The organism is Pseudomonas sp. MWU13-2100 (assembly GCF_023242365.1).
In the GTDB taxonomy this organism is placed as follows: Bacteria; Pseudomonadota; Gammaproteobacteria; order Pseudomonadales; family Pseudomonadaceae; genus Aquipseudomonas.
On record NZ_JALLIX010000062.1, the window covers coordinates 1 to 17,889 of the forward strand.

Genomic DNA, 17,889 nt, shown 5'->3' on the forward strand with positions numbered 1-17,889 from the left:
TGATCAACTCGATCAATGCCCGCAACCCCGCAGGCACATGCCGGCGTCTGGGGCAATACAATGACAAGCCACCATAAGGCGGTGTCCACTCCGCCAGCACCGGCCGGGAATACGGGACCTTCAGGCTGGAGGCGCTCCTCGATCCAAAATCAATTCCGGGAGCAATTCATACTCCATAACCAGTCCACTCTCCCCCAGCAGGCCAGTGCCTGCCAGGGGATAGCACCCTAGCGCGCCAGCCACTGCTCGGCGGAAACCACCGCGGCATAACCGAACGCCAGGGAGGCCATGAACGCCCCGTGCACATGGGCCGCCGGCACCGTCAGGCCATTGAACTCCAGGTCCCGTGAAGCACAGGCATCATGAATCACCGTGACCTGGTAGCCCTGGTCAGCCGCCGCACGGGTGATGGCGTCGATGCACAGGTGACTCATGCTGCCAACCACCACCAATTCCTTGATCCCATTGCGCTCCAGCACCGCGCTCAGTTCGGTGTCGCGAAATGAATTGACGAAATGCTTGAGTATCACCTGCTCATCGGCGCGGTTGAGGACCTTGGCGTGCAACCGTGCCCCTTCGGAACCCGGGACAAAGAACGGCGCATCGGCACTGGCGAACTCATGGCGGACATGCACCACCAGGTCGCCCGCCTCACGCGCAGCGGCCAGAATCGCGGCGGCCTTGTCGGCCGCCGCATCGGCGCCGCTCAGGGTCCACTTTCCGCCCGGGAAATAGTCATTCTGGATATCCACCAGGATCAGCGCTTGTACGGACATATCATCTTCCTCGATTAAGTGGTGCAGCGTTCGGTTGCTTTGCTCTACCGGATCAAGTATCCAGTTCCCACGGTGTTCCGGGGATTGGCCGGACCGACACTTTCGAGGGGAAAACTGACAATGGACGCGCCCACGGCCGCCATCGACCACACCACCACAACCGAAGGGCACAACGACAGCACCGTGGCCGAGATCGGCCTGCTCCTCTATCCCGGCGCGCAGACCGCCGCCATCCACGGCCTGACCGATCTGTTCAGCGTGGCCAATCGCATGGTCGCCGAACACGGCGATACCGCCCCGCTGTTGCGTGTCAGCCATTGGGCGAGCCGCGCCACGGGCGAGTCGATCGAACGGATCTACGACAGCCAACCAGGCACGGACGGCCACCCGGTCGCCGTGGTCATTCCGCCGTCGCTGGGCGATACACCCTCGCCCGCCTCCCTGCAGCTCAGTGCCGGTTGGGTCCGCGAACAACATAGCCGCGGAGCGATCATCGGCTCCGTGTGCATGGGCGCCTTCGTGCTGGCCCAGACCGGCCTGCTCGACCAGCGTCGCGCCACCACCCACTGGAATTCGGCCAAGGCCTTTGCCGCGCTCTACCCGCAGATACGGCTCGACACCGACAAGCCGATCATCGACGACGGCGACCTGATCACCACCGCCGGGTTGATGGCCTGGGCCGAACTGGGCATGCGCCTGGTCGAACGGCTGCTGGGGCCGGGGATCGCCACGCGCACCGCGCGTTACCTGCTGATCGAACACCGCGACAACAGTGAGTGCGCCGGTAACTTTGCCCCTATCCTGGGACACGGCGACGCAGCGATCCTCAAGGTCCAGCACTGGCTGCAAAGCAGCGGCGCACTGGAGGTGAGCGTAAATGCCATGGCTGACAAGGCCGGCCTGGAGGAGCGAACCTTCCTGCGCCGCTTTCGCGCCGCCACCGGCCTGCGTCCGACGGAATACTGCCAGCACCTGCGGGTCGGCAAGGCGCGGGAAATGCTTGAATTCACCAACGGCACCGTCGACCATATCGCCTGGACCGTGGGTTACCAGGACCCCGGTGCGTTCCGCTCGACCTTCAAGAAAATCACCGGTTTCTCGCCCAGTGATTACCGAGGTCGTTACGGTGTCAAGGCGACCTGAGTTCAACCACCGGCAGGGCGATGCCTTGCCGGTCATTCCTATTGATACGGCCCGGAGAAACACATGAGCAACGTGCTGCTGGTACTCGTGGAAACCGTCGACGATTACTTGCCGATCATCCAGAAGCACGGCTTCGAGCTGATCCTGGCGCCGACCCAGGCCCTGCGCGCGCAAGCCATTGCCGACCATGGCGAACGCATCAACGCCGTGCTCACTCGTGGCCCGCTGGGGCTGTTCGCCAATGAAATGGCAGCCCTGCCCAAACTCGAAATCATCTGCGTGATCGGTGCCGGCTATGAAAAGGTCGACCTGCACGCCGCCGCGCAACGGAGCATCGTCGTGACCAACGGCGCCGGCGCCAACGCCGCCCCCGTGGCCGACCATGCCATGGCCCTGCTGCTGTCGCTGGTGCGCGATATTCCCCGCGCCGATGCCTCGGTGCGTCGCGGCGAGTGGCGCAAGCTGACGCGTCCGTCCCTGGGCGGCAAGCGTCTGGGCATCCTCGGCATGGGCGCGGTGGGCCAGGCGATCGCCCAGCGCGCGGCCCTGGGTTTCGGCATGACGGTGAGCTATCACAACCGGCGACCGCGCACGGATATCGATTACCACTATTGCGCCACGACCACCGAACTGGCGCTGGTCTCGGACTATCTGATCGTCGCCACGCCAGGCGGCGCTGGCACCCACGCCCTGATCGACCGGCAGACCCTTGAAGCCCTCGGCCCGCAGGGTTTCCTGGTCAACATTGCACGCGCCAGCGTGGTGGTAACCGATGACCTGGTGACCGCCCTCCAGCAAGGTCGCCTCGCCGGCGCGGCGTTGGACGTGTTCGACGACGAACCCAATGTGCCGGATGCCCTCAAGGGCCTGGACAATGTGGTACTGACACCCCACGTAGCCGGTCTGTCGCCGGAAGCCTCCGAAGCCACGGTGGCGCTGGTGGCCGAAAATCTGCTGGCGTATTTTTCCGGCAAGCCGGTACTCACGCCAGTGGTCCTTCCCGGCTGATGGCCAACCCGCCACAGGCTTATAATCATCGTTTTCCCTGAAACCTGATGGACACCTCCTGCATGGAACGCACCGCCCGCCTGCTGCCCCTTGCCTGCCTGCTACTGAGCTTCTCGCCCTTGACCGTTGCCGCCGAGGCAGCGGTCGATTGCACCGCCCTGGATGAAAAGGCCAACGCCGAAGCCGGCAGCTACCGCCCCCCCGTCGAAGGCAAGGTCATCGGCCAGGGCCGGGTCTACTTTCACAGCGCCCCCAACAGCGCCTGTATCACCAGGAAGGTCTTCGTCGTGCCCGGCGACGGCCTCACGGTATATGCCAGCACCGAGGACGGCTGGGCCCAGGTCATGTACATCGCCAAGAGCGGTGATGACTTCAGCGGCTGGGTCGAGGAAAAACGCGTCGAACTGGGCCAGCACTACGGCGCTGACCCGACTCCCGAAGACAGCCCGGAACAATAAGCCCCTGCGCGCCTGAACTCCGCCGAGGAATGCCAGTCAGCTCAATAAGTGCATTCAAAGGCCTGCGTTGACAGCGACAGGCCTCTCTACCCGGAGTTTCGCGGCCATGCCTGATCTTTCCAACGAACCCCAGAGCACCATCGAGGCCCACGGCGTGATCGGCGACATGAGCAGTGCCGCGCTGGTCAACGACCACGGCAGCGTCGACTTTTTCTGCTGGCCGACCTTCGACAGCCCTTCGATCTTCTGTGCCTTGCTCGACACCCCTGAAGCCGGAACTTTCCAACTGACCCCGGATCTGCCCGATGCCCGTCGCGAGCAGATCTACCTGCCGGACACCAATGTCCTGCAAACCCGCTGGTTGAGCACCAGCGCGGTGGTGGAAATCACCGACCTGCTGCCGGTCAGTGACGATGAAAACGACCTGCCGATGCTGATCCGCCGGGTCCGGGTGATCAGCGGACGGGCCACCTTCCAACTGCGTTGCGCCGTACGCCATGACTATGCCCGCGCCGCGACCCGCGCCCGTCTCGACGGTGACGACGTGTGCTTCGAGGCGCCGAATCAGCCCAGCCTGCGTCTGTGTGCCGACCAACCGCTGCAAGTGGAACGGCAGGCCGCTGTCGCCAGCTTCACACTGGAACAGCAACAGAGCGCCGAATTCCTCCTCGGCGCGGCCGACGATCCACGCATCAAGGTCGGCAGCAGTGACCTCGCCCTGCAACGCACCCTGACCTTCTGGCGCCACTGGCTCGGTCGCTCCAACTACCGTGGCCGCTGGCGCGAAGCGGTCAACCGCTCGGCCCTGGCCCTCAAGCTGCTGACTTCACGCAAGCACGGCGCGATCCTCGCCGCCGTCACCTTCGGCTTGCCGGAAAGCCCCGGCGGCCAGCGTAACTGGGATTATCGCTACACCTGGATCCGCGACGCCTCCTTCACCATCTACGCCTTCATGCGCCTGGGTTATGTCGAGGAAGCCAACGGTTTTATGCGTTGGTTGCGCGGACGGGTCGGCGACTGCAGCGATCAACCGTTGAAGCTGAACATCCTCTATGCCATCGACGGCGCCCAGGAACTGCCGGAAACCGAACTGACGCACCTGTCCGGCCACGGTAACGCCCGCCCGGTGCGCATCGGCAACCAGGCCTACGAGCAGGTCCAACTGGATATCTTCGGCGAGTTGCTGGACGCGGTGTACCTGACCAACAAATACGGCGAAGCGATTTCCCACGAAGGCTGGCTGCACGTCTGCCAGATTGTCGATCAGGTCTGCGACACCTGGAACCAGAGCGACGTCGGGATCTGGGAAATGCGCGGCGAGAAGCACCACTTCCTGCACTCGCGACTGATGTGCTGGGTCGCCCTGGACCGTGCCATCCGCCTGGCTTCCAAGCGCTCGCTGCCGGCCCCGTTCGCCCGCTGGGACCAGACCCGCCAGGCTATCTATGCCGATATCTGGAGCAACTTCTGGAACGTCGAGCGCGGACATTTCGTCCAACATATCGGCGGTACCGGCCTCGACGGCTCGATGTTGTTGATGCCGCTGGTGCGCTTTGTCGGCGCCACCGATCCACGCTGGCTGGCGACCCTGGAGGCGATCCAGAAAAGCCTGGTGCGTGACGGCATGGTCTATCGCTATCGCAACGACGATCACCCCATCGACGGTTTGCCCGGCACCGAAGGCGCCTTCGCCGCCTGCTCGTTCTGGTACGTCGAGTGCCTTGCCCGGGCCGGGCGCGTGGAGCAGGCGCAGTTGGAGTTCGAACAACTGCTGCGTTATGCCAACCCGCTGGGGCTGTACGCCGAGGAGTTCGATCCACAGGCGCGGCACCTGGGCAATACCCCACAAGCGCTGACCCACCTGGCGCTGATCAGCGCGGCGTGTTTCCTTGATCGCAGGCTCAGCGGCGATATCACCCCGTGGCAACCCTGAAGCCGCTTGCTGCCCCATACCTTGTGGGGGGCGGAGCTTGCGTGGGAGCGAAGCTTGTGTGGGAGTGGAGCTTGTGTGGGAGCGGAGCTTGTGTGGGAGCGGAGCTTGCCCGCGAAGGGGCCCTCAAGACCGCCAGAAGCTCCGCGACGGTGCGGCGATCCGACAAGCTCCACCCCCACAGGTTCTCTGGTGCTTTTCGGAGTGAATGTCCTTTTCAATCACCCCGATAGCTTGGGGCGCGCGAGCCAAACGTCTAAGCTGGAACCTCCTCGCCTGTCCTGGAACACCGTGTGAAATTCAGCCTGCCGAAAGTTGCCACCGCCCCCTTCTGCCCTTCCGAAGTGCACGGCTCGATTGCCGTCGATCGCGGGGCGCCGTTCTTCAAGCGCGCCCTGCGCTTCGCCGGCCCCGGCCTGCTGATTTCCATCGGTTACATGGACCCCGGCAACTGGGCCACCGCAATCGAGGCCGGCTCGCGTTACGGCTACAGCCTGTTGTTCGTGGTGCTGCTGGCGAGCCTGGCCGGCATGGCGGTGCAGTGTCTTTGCTCGCGCCTGGGGATCGCCACCGGCCGCGACCTGGCGCAGCTTTGTCGCGAGCGCTACAGCCCGCGCTCGGCCAGGCTCCAGTGGCTGCTGGCGGAAATCTCGATCATCGCCACCGACCTGGCCGAAGTCCTCGGTTGCGCCCTGGCCTTTCATCTGCTGCTGGGCTGCTCGCTGACCTTCGGCATTGCCCTGACCGCATTTGATACCGTGCTGATCCTGGCCTTGCAGAACCGCGGCTTCCGCCGCCTGGAAGCGATCATGCTGGTACTGGTGGCCACCATCGGCGTGTGTTTTTTCATCGAACTGATGCTGATCAAACCTTACTGGCCGGACGTGCTCCAGGGCTTCAAGCCGTCCCTCTCGGCCATCAGCGACGCCGCGCCGCTGTACCTGGCCATCGGCATTCTCGGGGCCACGGTGATGCCCCATAACCTCTACCTGCACACCTCGGTGGTGCAGACCCGGCTGATCGGCACTGACCTGGCCAGCCGCCAGGACGCCGTGCAACTGGCGCGTATCGATACCCTCGGTTCGCTGGCCCTGGCCTTGCTGGTCAACGCGGCGATCCTGATCCTGGCCGCGGCGGCCTTCCACCAGACCGGGCATACCGCGGTGGTGGACATCCAGGACGCCTACCACCTGCTCGATCCGCTGGTGGGCGGCGCGTTCGCCAGCACCCTGTTCGGCATCGCGCTGCTGGCGTCCGGGCAGAGTTCGACCTTTACCGGCACCATCGCCGGCCAGGTGATCATGGAAGGCTACCTGAACCTGAAGATTCCCTGCTGGCAGCGCCGATTGATCACCCGTGGCCTGGCGCTGATCCCGGCCTTTATCGGGGTCTGGATGATGGGCGAAGGAGCGGTGGGGAAATTGCTGGTGCTGAGCCAGGTGGTGCTGAGTCTGCAATTGCCCTTTGCGCTGTACCCGCTGATCCGCATGACCAGCGATGCACGCCTGATGGGACCTTTTGTCAATCGCTGGTACACCAAGGCCCTGGCCTGGGGCCTGTTCGTGGTGATCAGCGGCGCGAACGCCTGGCTGATCGTGCAACTGTTCGGCGCTGACTGAGGCCATGACCAGCCGAGCAGCGGCGCGGCTCGCCCCGCTGCCCTTTTGCACATAACTGCTGTTCCCGTTGAGGTCTTAATCCACCCCGGCATGCTTCGTATAGTGAGTGCCCTGCGCCCATAACCACAACGTCGAGAGGCCCGAGCATGAACCGTCAACAGCCGATGATCGCCAGCACCGAACTGCCCGCCTGCGAACAGGACGCCGAGTACTTCGAATACAGCAAGGCCGCCAACCCGATCAGCGCCGGATTGATCTCGCGCATCCCCTACCAGAACTTTCCCGCCTCGCTCTACGACAGCGGGCCGTCGCGGCTGGTGCCGCTGGACCTGAGCCAGGCCCTGGGCTGCGAAGGCCCGGCCACCGGCCCCGGGCTGTGCGCGAACTTTATCCGCTTGAATGCCGGCGACTCGCTGACATTGCAGCCCAACGCCACGTCCCAGGTGCTTTATGTGATTGCCGGGCATGGCCGCCTGGCGCAGGGCGAGGCCCGCTTCGAGTGGGACAAGGGCTGCTTTATCGCCCTGCCCGGCCGCCAGGCGGTCGAACTGTCCGCCAGCGAGGACAGCCGCTTTTACTACGTGCATGACGAACCGCTGCTGCGTTACCTCGGTGTCCGCAGCCAGCAAGACCGCTTCAGCGCCACCCTGTACCCGGCGCAAACCGCCAATGCCAAGCTGCGCGAAGCCGCCGACGACCCGCGCGCCCAGGACCGCAGTCGGATCAGCATCCTGCTGGGCAATCGGCACTTTCCCCAGACCCGCACCGTGACCCATGTGCTCTGGGCGATGTATGGCATCCTGCCCGCGGGCTCGGTGCAGAAACCCCATCGTCACCAGTCGATCGCCCTGGACTTCATCATCGACTGCCCGCCCGGGTGCTACAGCCTGGTGGGTACCGAGGTCGATGAGCACGGCCAGATCCGCAATCCGACCCGGGTCGACTGGACGCCCGGGCTGGCGTTCGTCACGCCGCCGGGCTACTGGCATGCACACTACAACGAGGCGGACCGTGAAGCCTTCCTGATTCCGATCCAGGATGCGGGCCTGCAAACCTATCTACGCGCCCTGGACATTCGCTTCAGTTGAACGATCAACGCTGCCAATAAGGTGGCGTGCCGATTCGTTCGAGCATGAAGTCGATAAAACTGCGTACCTTCGAGGAGACGGTGCGCTTGGGCGGATAGACAAACCAGAGTGAAGCGGCGATCTGCGTGGCCTGGGCCTGCCAGTCGGGCAGCCAGTGCACCAGTTCGCCTTGCCTGAGCAGATCGGCCACCAACCAATCCGGCAACAACGCCATGCCCAGCCCCTGACGCACCGCCAGCAGTTGCGCATCCAGATCGTTGATCCGCAGGTGACCCTTGATTGCAACGCGCTCGACCTGGGCGCCAGGGACCTGTCGCGGAACGAAAAACACCTCGTCAGGCAGGTTGCCATTGAGTATCGCGGAACACTCCGCCAGTTCCTGTGGCGAGCTTGGCGGCGAATGTTGCCGGGCATACCGGGGGCTGACGCACAGCAGTGTGTGTTCGGCTGCCAGCTTGCGCGCCTTGAGCGACGAGTCCGGCAGCACCCCGACCCGCAGCGCCAGGTCGACACCGGCACTGATCAGGTTGACGTGACTGTCTTCCAGGGTCAGCTCCAGGCGGATTTGCGTAAAGCGCTCAGCAAAGTCGCCCAGCAGCGGCAACACATGGTGCCGGGCAAAGGCCGGTGGCAGGTTGAGTTTGAGCAGCCCCCGGGGTTGCTGGTTGAGGGCCGAGGTCGCGGCCCTGGCCTGATCCAGTTCGGCGAGCACCCGCAAGGCGTGATGCAGGAAGGTTTCGCCGCCCTCGGTCAGGCGCAGGGTGCGGGTGGAACGATTGAACAGGGCGATGCCCAGGTCCTGTTCCAGGTCCTTGATATAACGCGATACGGTCGAGGCCTTGATCGAGAGCTTCTCGGCCGCCCGGGAAAAATTGTTGGCCTGGGCGGCCTCGACAAAGGCCGTGAGGGCGGCGAAATAGTCCATGGGATATCCACTCGGGTGCGGCTCAATGCGTGAGCCACCGCAACACCTGGATAGATACCGTTATCCGACGCCTTTGAGCAAGCCCGCCTCGAATCGATCGGCCAGGAATGGCGTGAGATCCAGAGGCAAGGGTTCCTGATGGACCAGCCGCTCCAGCATCACCCCGGTGATCGCCGACGTGAGAATGCCGGTACGGAAATGTCCACAGGCATTGAGATACCCCCCGACACCCGCCATCGGCCCGAGTATCGGCAGTTCGTCGGGCGAGCCCGGACGCAGGCCGGCCCAGCAGCGCTTGAGGTTGATCTCCTTGAGTTGCGGCACGCAGCGCATGGCCCCCTGCACCAGGCCGGCGACTTCCGGGAACGTCGTGCTGACATCGAAGCCCTTGTCCTCGGTGGTGCTGCCGATAAGGATTTCACCGTTGTCCTTTTGCGCCATATAACAATCGCTGGTGGTCAGGCAGCCTTCCAGCAGCTTGGGCATGCGCTCGGTCAGGAGGATCTGCCCCTTCACCGGCTTGACCGGCAGCCTGATCCCGGTGGCCTGCTCACTGAGCTCGGCAGCCCAGGCCCCGGCGGCATTGATCAACGTGGCGCAATGGAAGGTGCCCTGCTCGGCGGTGCGCACGCCGCTGACCCGACCGCCCTGATGCAGAACACCAGTGACGTTGGTGTTGAAGAACAGGTCCACGCCATTCTGCCGCGCGGCCTCGGTGTAGGCGTCGGCCAGGCGAAACGGGCTGACCTGGTGATCGCAGAGAAACTCCAACGCGCCCTGCGCCTCATGGCTCACCGCAGGTTCGGCCTCGCGCAACGCTTCACGATCCAGCCAGCGCAACTGGTCCGCCAGGTGCGGGATCCGCGAGACGATGTGCTCGGCATACAGGCGGTCTTCAGCGTCGTAGATCACGTACTTCAAGCCAGTGCGTTCGAACTTGAAGTCCATGCCATGGCGTTCGATCAGTTCGCGATGCAGCGGCGGATAGAGGGCGTTGGACTGCAGGGCGAACTCGAAGAACGCCGGCGGCAGGATATGCGGGGCACTCGCCGCCGCCGCCACCGCCGCACCATGGGCCTGGCGGCGTCGGGCCGACATCATGCGGAAAAAGATCACCCCGCAGCCCAGCCCCACTGATTCGCCGATGGCCCACAGGCCGCCGGCCGAAGCGCGAGTCGCATTGCCCGGGCGCTTGGCGTCGATCAGGGCGATCCGCAGGTCCTGGCGCCGGGACAGATGGTAGGCACAGGAAGCACCGATCACACCACCACCGGCAATCACCACATCATAGGTTCTGTTCATGGTTCAGGCGTCCTTGCCCAGGCTCTCGAAAGCGGAAAAGGGAATCGGCTCGATGGGAAAACGCGGGCGCAGCCAGCCGACATCGGTGCGTCCGGTGGCCTGGCGCAGACGGTCGCTGCAATAACCGACGCACATCCGTCCCTGGCAATCGCCCATGCTGACCCGCGTGCGCATCTTCAGCGCGGCCATGTCCTCGACCCCCTGGGACAGGGCTCGATCGATATCGGCGCGGGTCACGTGTTCGCAACGGCAGATCACCGTGTCGGCCCGGGGCAAGTCGATCTGCCGGATACCGCGCCGGGTGTAGCGATCGACGCCGGCGCGGAACTTGCCGATCTTCGCCAGCTTGTCCAGGTAGACCTGGCGCCGGGCCAGGGCGGACTCGGTGTCCAGCACATCGCGCTGCAGCAGGATCGACACGGCGGCAATCCTGCCGGCCAGCATCGCCGCCTCGCCGCCGCGAATCCCGCCCATGTCCCCGGCCAGATGAACGGACGGCTCGCTACTCTGTTGCCAGACATTGCTCTCAGGGCGCAGGCAACCGTCCTCGCCGAAGCCATGGACCAAGCCCATCTGCTGGCTGAGCTGGCTGCGCGGGACAAAGCCATAACCAACCGCCAGCGTTCGTGCCTCGATCCGGCGTGTCCGGGTCAGGTCCGGCTGCCAATCGCTGGAGTACGGTGCCAGGGTCACGCTGGTCAATTCTTCCCGGCCCTGGGCCTCGACCACCCCCCAACCGTAGTACAACGGGATGCCGTGCAACTTCAGATAAGCGAGCATGCTCAAGCCATCGAGAAACATCTGCGGCTTGTTCAGCAGGACCAGGCTTTCCCGGGCGATCCGGGCGAATGCGCTGGCTTCATAGACTCCCGCCACCGCTACCCCGGCGGCGTGCAACTGGCAGGCCAGCAAGGGTAGCAAGGGCCCGGTGCCGGCAATCAGGGTGGGCCCCAGAGGCTTGACCACGCCACTCTTGATCTGCAACTGCAAACCACCGAGCAGCATGACCCCGGGCAAGGTCCAGCCGGGGAACGGTACGTTGCGCTCATGACAGCCGGCCGCCAGCAGCAGTTGCGAATACGCGATCTCCTGCAGGCGCTCATCGGCATCCAGGGCCATCAGCGTTCGCATGCCTTCGCCCCCGAGAATCCGCGTGCCCAGACGCACATCGACCCGATCGGAATAACGCGCGAACTCACCGTGCAGGCGCTCCAGTACCTCGCGGTAGCGTGTGCCCAGATAGCCGAGATCGACCCCGCGACGCAGCGGCCCGCGATAGACCACGCCGCCCAGGCGTGACGCTTCCTCGAACAGCACGCTGGACACCTCGTGTCGGGCCAGCTCGGCGGCGGCGGCCATGCCGGCCGGCCCGCCGCCGACAATCACCACGGGCAGGCGGCTCATAGCACCTCCAGCACAGGGAAGCGACTGATGCCGGTTTCGATGTACATGCCGGGCCGTACCAGCGTCTGGCAGGCCCGGCGCTTGAGCCGGCCGTCGATCGAGACCAGGCAGCACTGGCAAACGCCCATGCCACAGAAGGCTCCGGCGACCTCGCCATGATCGTTGCGCGCCAACTGGCGCAGGCCGACCGATTGCAGCACTGAGAGTACGGTCTCGCCCGCGGCCGCCGGCACCGGCTGGCCGTTGAGGTGGACGGTCATGTCCACCTGGGAAAGGGGTTGGATATCGTGTTGTCGATCCAGGTTTTGCATAGGGGCATCGTCCATGACTAGCGTGAAGGGTGCACGCTAAGGGATTCGGCACTTCGGCAATTTGATCCAGGCCAGTAAAGAGGAACAAAAACCCTGGGGGCCGCTTCGGCGCTCCGATGGTGTCAGAGGTTCCGCGTCGCGCCGTTCGCGGGCAAGCTCCGCTCCCACAGATCTGCGGTCGTACACAGGTTTTGTGTTTGACTCGGACAATGTGGGAGCGGAGCTTGCCCGCGAAGCAGGCGACACGGTCCATCGCTCTAGCGCCGACGCTTCATCAACCAATACGCCGCCGGCAACACCAGCATCGACAACAAGGGCGCGGTGATCATGCCGCCGACCATCGGCGCGGCTATCCGCTTCATCACCTCGGAACCGGTACCGCTGCCCCAGAGAATCGGCAGTAGACCGGCAATAATCACCGCCACCGTCATCACCTTGGGCCGAACCCGCAACACCGCGCCCTCACCGATCGCCTCGAGCAAATCACCGTCCGCCTCCCGCCCGGCATCCAGACGCACCGTCCAGGCGTTCTTCAGATACAGCAGCATGATCACGCCGAACTCCGCCGACACCCCGGCCAGGGCAATAAAGCCCACACCCGTGGCCACCGACAGATTGAAGCCCAGCAGGTAGAGCAACCAGACACCACCGGACAGCGCGAAAGGCAAGGTCAGCATGATCAGGCCGGCTTCGCTGAAACGCCCGAAGGTCAGGTAGAGCAACACGAAAATGATCAGCAAGGTGGCCGGCACCACCCACATCAACCGGGCATTGGCCCGCTCCAGGAACTCGTACTGCCCGGAATAGGAAACGCTCATCCCGGCCTTGAGCTTCACCTGCCGCGCCACCTGCTGCTGCAGGTCCCGGGCGGTCGACGCCAGGTCGCGGCCGCGGACATCCACATAGACCCACCCGGACAACCGACCATTCTCGCTGCGCAACATCGGCGGCCCCGCACTCACGCCGATATCCGCCAGCGCACCGAGGGTGATCTGCTGCCCGCTGGCGGTCAGCATCGGTAGTTGCTGCAAAGCCTGCGGGCTGTCGCGCCATTCCCGCGGATAACGCAGGCTGATCGGATAACGGGCCACGCCCTCGACCGTCTCCCCCACCGTACTGCCGCCCACCGCACCGGACACCACCGCCTGCACATCGGCAATGCTCAATCCGTAACGGGCCGCCGCCAGGCGATTGATCCGGATATCGAGGTAGCTGCCTCCGGTCAAGCGTTCCGCCAGGGCCGAACTGACTCCCGGCACCTGCTTGGCGACGGCCTCAATCTGGTGAGCGACCTCATCGATATCAGCCAGCGACGTGCCGGCCACCTTGACCCCGATCGGGCTCTTGATGCCGGTGGCGAGCATATCGATACGGTTGCGGATCGGCGGCACCCAGAGGTTCGACAGCCCGGGCACCTTGACCGCCTGGTCCAGCGCTTCGATCAACTTTTCCGGGGTCATGCCGGCGCGCCATTGCCCACGGGGTTTGAACTTGATGGTGGTTTCGAACATCTCCAACGGCGCCGGATCGGTGGCGCTTTCCGCCCGCCCGGACTTGCCGAAGACATGTTCGACTTCCGGCACCGTGCGGATCATCCGGTTGGTCTGTTGCAACAACTCGCCGGCCTTGCTCGCCGGCAATCCCGGCAGCGCCGAGGGCATGTACAACAGGTCACCTTCATCCAGCGCCGGCATGAACTCGCCACCCAGCTGGCTCAAGGGCCAGAGACTGGAAAGAAAGATCAGCAGTGCCAGGGCGAGGGTCACTTTCGGCCATTTCAGCACCGTCTCCAGCAGCGGACGATAAGCCGCGATCAGCCAGCGATTGAGCGGGTTCTGCTGTTCATTGGGAATATGACCGCGAATCCAGTAGCCCATCAGCACCGGCACCAGGGTCACCGACAATCCCGCCGCCGCCGCCATCGAATAGGATTTGGTAAACGCCAACGGCCCGAACAGCCGCCCTTCCTGGGCTTCCAGGGTAAACACCGGCAGGAACGACAAGGTGATGATCAACAGGCTGAAAAACAGCGCCGGGCCGACCTCCGCCGCCGCCTCGCCGATCACCCGCCAATGGGCCTCGCCTTGCAGCTTCTGGCCGGGATGGCGCAGTTGCCAGGCCTCGATATGTTTATGCGCGTTCTCGATCATTACCACCGCCGCATCGACCATCGCACCGATGGCAATGGCGATACCGCCCAGGGACATGATATTGGCGTTGACGCCCTCGATGCGCATCACGATAAAGGCCATCAACACCCCCAGCGGCAGGGTGATGATCGCCACCAGGGACGAGCGCCAGTGCCAGAGGAACAGCAGGCACACCAGCGCCACCACGCCGAACTCTTCCAGCAGTTTGAAGCTCAGGTTGTGCACGGCGCGGTCGATCAGTTGTGAACGGTCGTAGGTGGTGACCAGTTCGACCCCGGGTGGCAGGCTGCCGCGCAAGCTGTCGAGGCGGGCTTTCACCGCCTGCAGGGTTTCATCGGCGTTCTTGCCCGAGCGCAGGATCACCACGCCGCCGACCGCTTCGCCTTGACCATCCAGCTCGGCAACGCCGCGGCGCATCTGCGGGCCGATCTGGATCATCGCCACCTGGCCGAGCAGCACCGGCACGCCCTGCGCCGAGGTTTTCAACGGGATATTGCGAAAGTCCTCCAGGCTCTTCAGGTAGCCCGAAGCCCGCACCATATATTCGCGTTCGGCCAACTCCAGCACCGAACCACCGGCTTCCTGGTTGGCGCTCTTCAGCGCATCGTTCACCTGCTGCTGGGTGATGCCGTAGGCCACCATCTTCTGCGGGTCGAGCAGCACCTGGTACTCCTTGACCATGCCGCCGACGGTGGCGACCTCAGCCACATTGGGCACGGTCTTGAGCTCGTACTTGAGGAACCAGTCCTGGATCCCGCGCAACTGCGCCAGGTCATGCTGGCCAGTGCGGTCCACCAGGGCGTACTGATAAATCCAACCGACACCGGTGGCGTCCGGGCCGAGGGTGCTGGTGACGCCCAGGGGCAAACGACCCTGGGCCTGGTTGAGATATTCCAGCACCCGCGAGCGGGCCCAGTACAGGTCGGTGCCGTCCTCGAAAATCACATAGACAAAAGAGTCGCCGAAGAACGAGTAGCCGCGCACGCTCTTCGCCCCGGGGACCGATAGCAAGGTGCTGGCCAGCGGATAGGTGATCTGGTTTTCGACGATCTGCGGCGCCTGCCCGGGAAACGTGGTGCGCACAATCACCTGGGTGTCGGACAGGTCCGGCAGCGCATCGAGCGGTGTATTGCGCACCGACCAGATGCCCCAGGCGACGATAAACAGGGTCGTCAACAGGATAAGGAAACGATTACCGATGGACCAGTGGATCAGGCGCTTGATCATTTCATGCCCTCCATCGATGTCAGCGGTGTGCTCGGCGCCATTGATGCCGTGGGGACCATCGGCTCATCGGTTGGCACGATGCCCTGCAGGCTCGCTTCCGAATCGAGCAGGAACTGGCCGGAGGTCACGACCTTCTGGCCCTCGCTCAGGCCATCGAGCACTTCGATGCGTCCGGCGGACTCGCGCCCGATCCGTATCTCCCTGGGCTGATAACGACCTCCGTCCTGCGCCAGCATCACCAGGGTACGTTTACCGGTGCGGATCACCGCTTCGCCGGGTACCAGCAGGCGCGGACTCGGATCGGGGTCGGCGAGGCGCACGCTGGCGAACATGCCCGGGCGCAGCTTGCCGTCCGGATTGGGCAACTGGCTGCGCAGCGTCAGGGTCCGGTTCTGCGGATCGACACTGGGCAATACCGCCACCACCTTGCCTGCCAGCGTCTGCCCGGGATAAGCGGACAAGGCTACCGACACCGGGGCACCCACCTGGACCCAGGTCGCCTGGGCCTCGGGTATCGAGGTGTCGAGCCAGACACTGCCCAGCCCGTTGATGCGGGCCAGGCTCATGCCGGCGGACACGCTCATCCCGGCGCGGACCTCCAGGCTTTGCAGTTCACCGGCAATCGGCGTGGACAGAGTCAAAACCGGGCGAACCTTGCGGGTCTTCACCACCTGGGCGATCACCGCCTCGGGCATACCGAGCAATTGCAGGCGCTGGCGCGAGGCCTGGACCAGGCGGCTGTCACCGCCGGCAAGGACCGCGACGAACTCCAGTTGCGCGGCCGACCATTCCGGAATCAACAGATCCACCAGCGGCGCACCGGCCGGCAGCACATCGCCAGGGGCGCGATCATAGACCCGCTCGACAAAACCCGCCGCACGGGCCTGCAGGTTGGCGATATCGCGCTGGTTGTAGCCCAGCGAACCGACGGCATCCAGCCCGCCGGGCAGGCGTTCGCGCACCACTACAGCCGTGCGCATGCCGAGGTTCTGGGCCAGCTGCGGCGATACGCTGACGGACGAGGCGTCCTGCGCGCCATCCACATACTTGGGCACCAGTTGCATGTCCATGAACGGCGACTTGCCCGGTGCATTGAAGTGCTGGGTCGGGTACATCGGGTCGAACCAGTACAGGGCTGGGCGCTCCTTCTTTGCGCCATCGTCCGCAGTGGACATCCCGATCCCTCCATGACCGAGCCAATAGCCACCGGCAACACCCAGTCCCACCAGCGCAAGGATCAACAGGGAATCACTGAGCTTCTTCATTTCAGGCCCTCGACATAGGCGTAATACAGGCTGGCGGACAGTTGGCTGAACTGACTCTGCTGGCTGACGCTGCGCAGCTGTGCCTCGATCAGATCGCGACGGGCGCCGATCACTTCGTTCAACGGGCTCTTGCCGGCTTTGTAGGACGCCAACGCAAGCTCGGCGCGCCGCTCAGCCAGGGGAATCGCTGACTGTTGCGAACGTTCCAGGGCTTTCTTCAAACGTTCAAGTTCCGCCAGCCCGCTTTCCAGCTCGGCCTTGTGCTCACGCAACATGACTTCCTGCTCGGCCTCCCGCTGCTCGACCTCATGCTGCCGCGCATTGATCCGCGGCCCCTGGCGGGAACCGGTGAACAGCGGCAGGTCGAAGGTGAATTGCAGCGACGCCATATCGCCGCCGAACTGCCGGTCACGGTGGCCGTAGACCAGCTCGACGCCCCAGTCGGGCTTCTTCTGCGCGATGGCATCGGCGAGTTCGGCATTGGCCTCGCTGACCCGGGCCGTGGCGGCCTGCAAGTCCGGATGGCGCCCCAGGGTGTGCTGGGTATGCGGCAGGATCGGGCCCCAGGTGGGCGGCCCGTCGATCAGGGGTTGATCGGCATCGGCACCGATCCAGCGGCGCAGTTTGGCCCGGGCCATGGCGATGTTCTGTACCAACTCGTCACGGCGGTCGGCCAGGGCCAAGGCCTCCTGGTCAGCCTGGAGCAGATCGCCCGCCCGCTCGGTGCCAGCGGCGATACGCGACGGTGTGGTGCTGCGCAACAGCGCGACCTGATGATCCAGTTGATCAAAGCTTTTCACGCTGAGCTCGGCGTAATAGACGCCCAGCCAGGCCAGTGCGGTTTGCCGCTTGACCTCCAGCAGCGAGGCCCGACGCTCGGCTTCGGCCACGTCCACGCTGGCCAGCGCCAGCTGCTTGCGGGTCAGGCGCTTGTCGCTGTTGGGCACCTCCTGGCGCAGGCCGATCTGGCGCTCGGTCATCGAATCGCCGTTGAACGAATAGCGCCCGGAACCCTGGATCGGCAAATCCTGGATACCCAACATCAACTTGGGATCGGGCAACGCATCGGCGGGACCGACCGAGGACTGTGCCGATTCGACCTGCGCCAGACGGGCGAGGTTTTCGGGGGCGGTGTTTTCAGCCAGGTGCTGGGCTCGCTCGAAACTCAGCGGCTCGGCCCTGACAGCCACCAGCGGGCTTGCGCCCAGGACAACAGCGATCACACCGGCCAATACGCGGTGTGAGGGAAGGAAAGCGAACATGCTTTGATCTCCAATGCAGGA

14 protein-coding genes are annotated in these 17,889 nt (G+C 64.5%); 6 read left to right on the forward strand and 8 right to left on the reverse strand.

The window, feature by feature from the left end; genetic code table 11:
- Window positions 1-227: 227 nt before the first annotated feature.
- On the reverse strand, window positions 228-776 hold the full coding sequence (locus tag M5B99_RS27815; protein WP_248807054.1) for a cysteine hydrolase family protein: 549 nt from the start codon (window positions 774-776) through the stop codon (window positions 228-230).
- 120 nt (window positions 777-896) lie between these two features.
- On the opposite strand from M5B99_RS27815, the gene M5B99_RS27820 reads away from it, so the two are divergent.
- The 6 genes from M5B99_RS27820 (at window position 897) to M5B99_RS27845 (ending at window position 8,022) form a co-directional block, all read left to right on the forward strand.
- Window positions 897-1,919 (forward strand): GlxA family transcriptional regulator, encoded by a 1,023-nt coding sequence (locus M5B99_RS27820; RefSeq protein ID WP_248807056.1) that lies wholly within the window; start codon window positions 897-899, stop codon window positions 1,917-1,919.
- A 63-nt stretch (window positions 1,920-1,982) separates the two neighbouring features.
- A complete protein-coding gene (locus M5B99_RS27825; protein WP_248807059.1) occupies window positions 1,983-2,927 on the forward strand; it encodes a 2-hydroxyacid dehydrogenase in 945 nt (314 codons plus the stop codon).
- A gap of 62 nt (window positions 2,928-2,989) precedes the next feature.
- Window positions 2,990-3,385: a hypothetical protein gene (locus M5B99_RS27830; RefSeq protein WP_248807061.1), complete on the forward strand. Its 396-nt coding sequence runs from the start codon at window positions 2,990-2,992 to the stop codon at window positions 3,383-3,385.
- 106 nt (window positions 3,386-3,491) lie between these two features.
- Window positions 3,492-5,318 (forward strand): glycoside hydrolase family 15 protein, encoded by a 1,827-nt coding sequence (locus tag M5B99_RS27835; RefSeq protein ID WP_248807062.1) that lies wholly within the window; start codon window positions 3,492-3,494, stop codon window positions 5,316-5,318.
- A 290-nt stretch (window positions 5,319-5,608) separates the two neighbouring features.
- Complete coding sequence (locus M5B99_RS27840) at window positions 5,609-6,934, forward strand: Nramp family divalent metal transporter (RefSeq protein ID WP_248807063.1); 1,326 nt, start codon at window positions 5,609-5,611, stop codon at window positions 6,932-6,934.
- 146 nt (window positions 6,935-7,080) lie between these two features.
- The gene (locus tag M5B99_RS27845; protein WP_248807066.1) at window positions 7,081-8,022 is read left to right on the forward strand and encodes a cupin; all 942 of its coding nucleotides are present in this window, start codon (window positions 7,081-7,083) and stop codon (window positions 8,020-8,022) included.
- A gap of 4 nt (window positions 8,023-8,026) precedes the next feature.
- Here the strand turns inward: M5B99_RS27845 and M5B99_RS27850 are convergent, their stop codons facing one another.
- From M5B99_RS27850 to M5B99_RS27880, 7 genes are all read right to left on the reverse strand, one after another.
- A complete protein-coding gene (locus M5B99_RS27850; protein WP_248807067.1) occupies window positions 8,027-8,947 on the reverse strand; it encodes a LysR family transcriptional regulator in 921 nt (306 codons plus the stop codon).
- A 60-nt stretch (window positions 8,948-9,007) separates the two neighbouring features.
- Window positions 9,008-10,249, reverse strand: coding sequence for a cyanide-forming glycine dehydrogenase subunit HcnC (gene hcnC / locus M5B99_RS27855; RefSeq protein WP_248807069.1), 1,242 nt, complete (start codon window positions 10,247-10,249; stop codon window positions 9,008-9,010).
- Window positions 10,250-10,252: 3 nt separating this feature from the next.
- The gene (gene hcnB, locus M5B99_RS27860) at window positions 10,253-11,653 is read right to left on the reverse strand and encodes a cyanide-forming glycine dehydrogenase subunit HcnB (protein WP_248807070.1); all 1,401 of its coding nucleotides are present in this window, start codon (window positions 11,651-11,653) and stop codon (window positions 10,253-10,255) included.
- Window positions 11,650-11,964, reverse strand: coding sequence for a cyanide-forming glycine dehydrogenase subunit HcnA (gene hcnA, locus M5B99_RS27865; protein ID WP_248797464.1), 315 nt, complete (start codon window positions 11,962-11,964; stop codon window positions 11,650-11,652). The genes hcnB and hcnA overlap by 4 nt, the downstream gene beginning before the upstream one ends.
- Before the next feature lie 257 nt (window positions 11,965-12,221).
- Window positions 12,222-15,341 carry an efflux RND transporter permease subunit gene (locus M5B99_RS27870; protein ID WP_248807071.1) on the reverse strand — a complete coding sequence of 1,040 codons (3,120 nt, stop codon included), beginning with the start codon at window positions 15,339-15,341 and terminating at the stop codon, window positions 12,222-12,224.
- Complete coding sequence (locus M5B99_RS27875; protein WP_248807072.1) at window positions 15,338-16,606, reverse strand: efflux RND transporter periplasmic adaptor subunit; 1,269 nt, start codon at window positions 16,604-16,606, stop codon at window positions 15,338-15,340. Before M5B99_RS27875 ends, M5B99_RS27870 begins: the two co-directional genes overlap by 4 nt.
- The gene (locus tag M5B99_RS27880) at window positions 16,603-17,868 is read right to left on the reverse strand and encodes a TolC family protein (protein ID WP_248807073.1); all 1,266 of its coding nucleotides are present in this window, start codon (window positions 17,866-17,868) and stop codon (window positions 16,603-16,605) included. The genes M5B99_RS27875 and M5B99_RS27880 overlap by 4 nt, the downstream gene beginning before the upstream one ends.
- Between the last annotated feature and the right edge of the window lie 21 nt (window positions 17,869-17,889).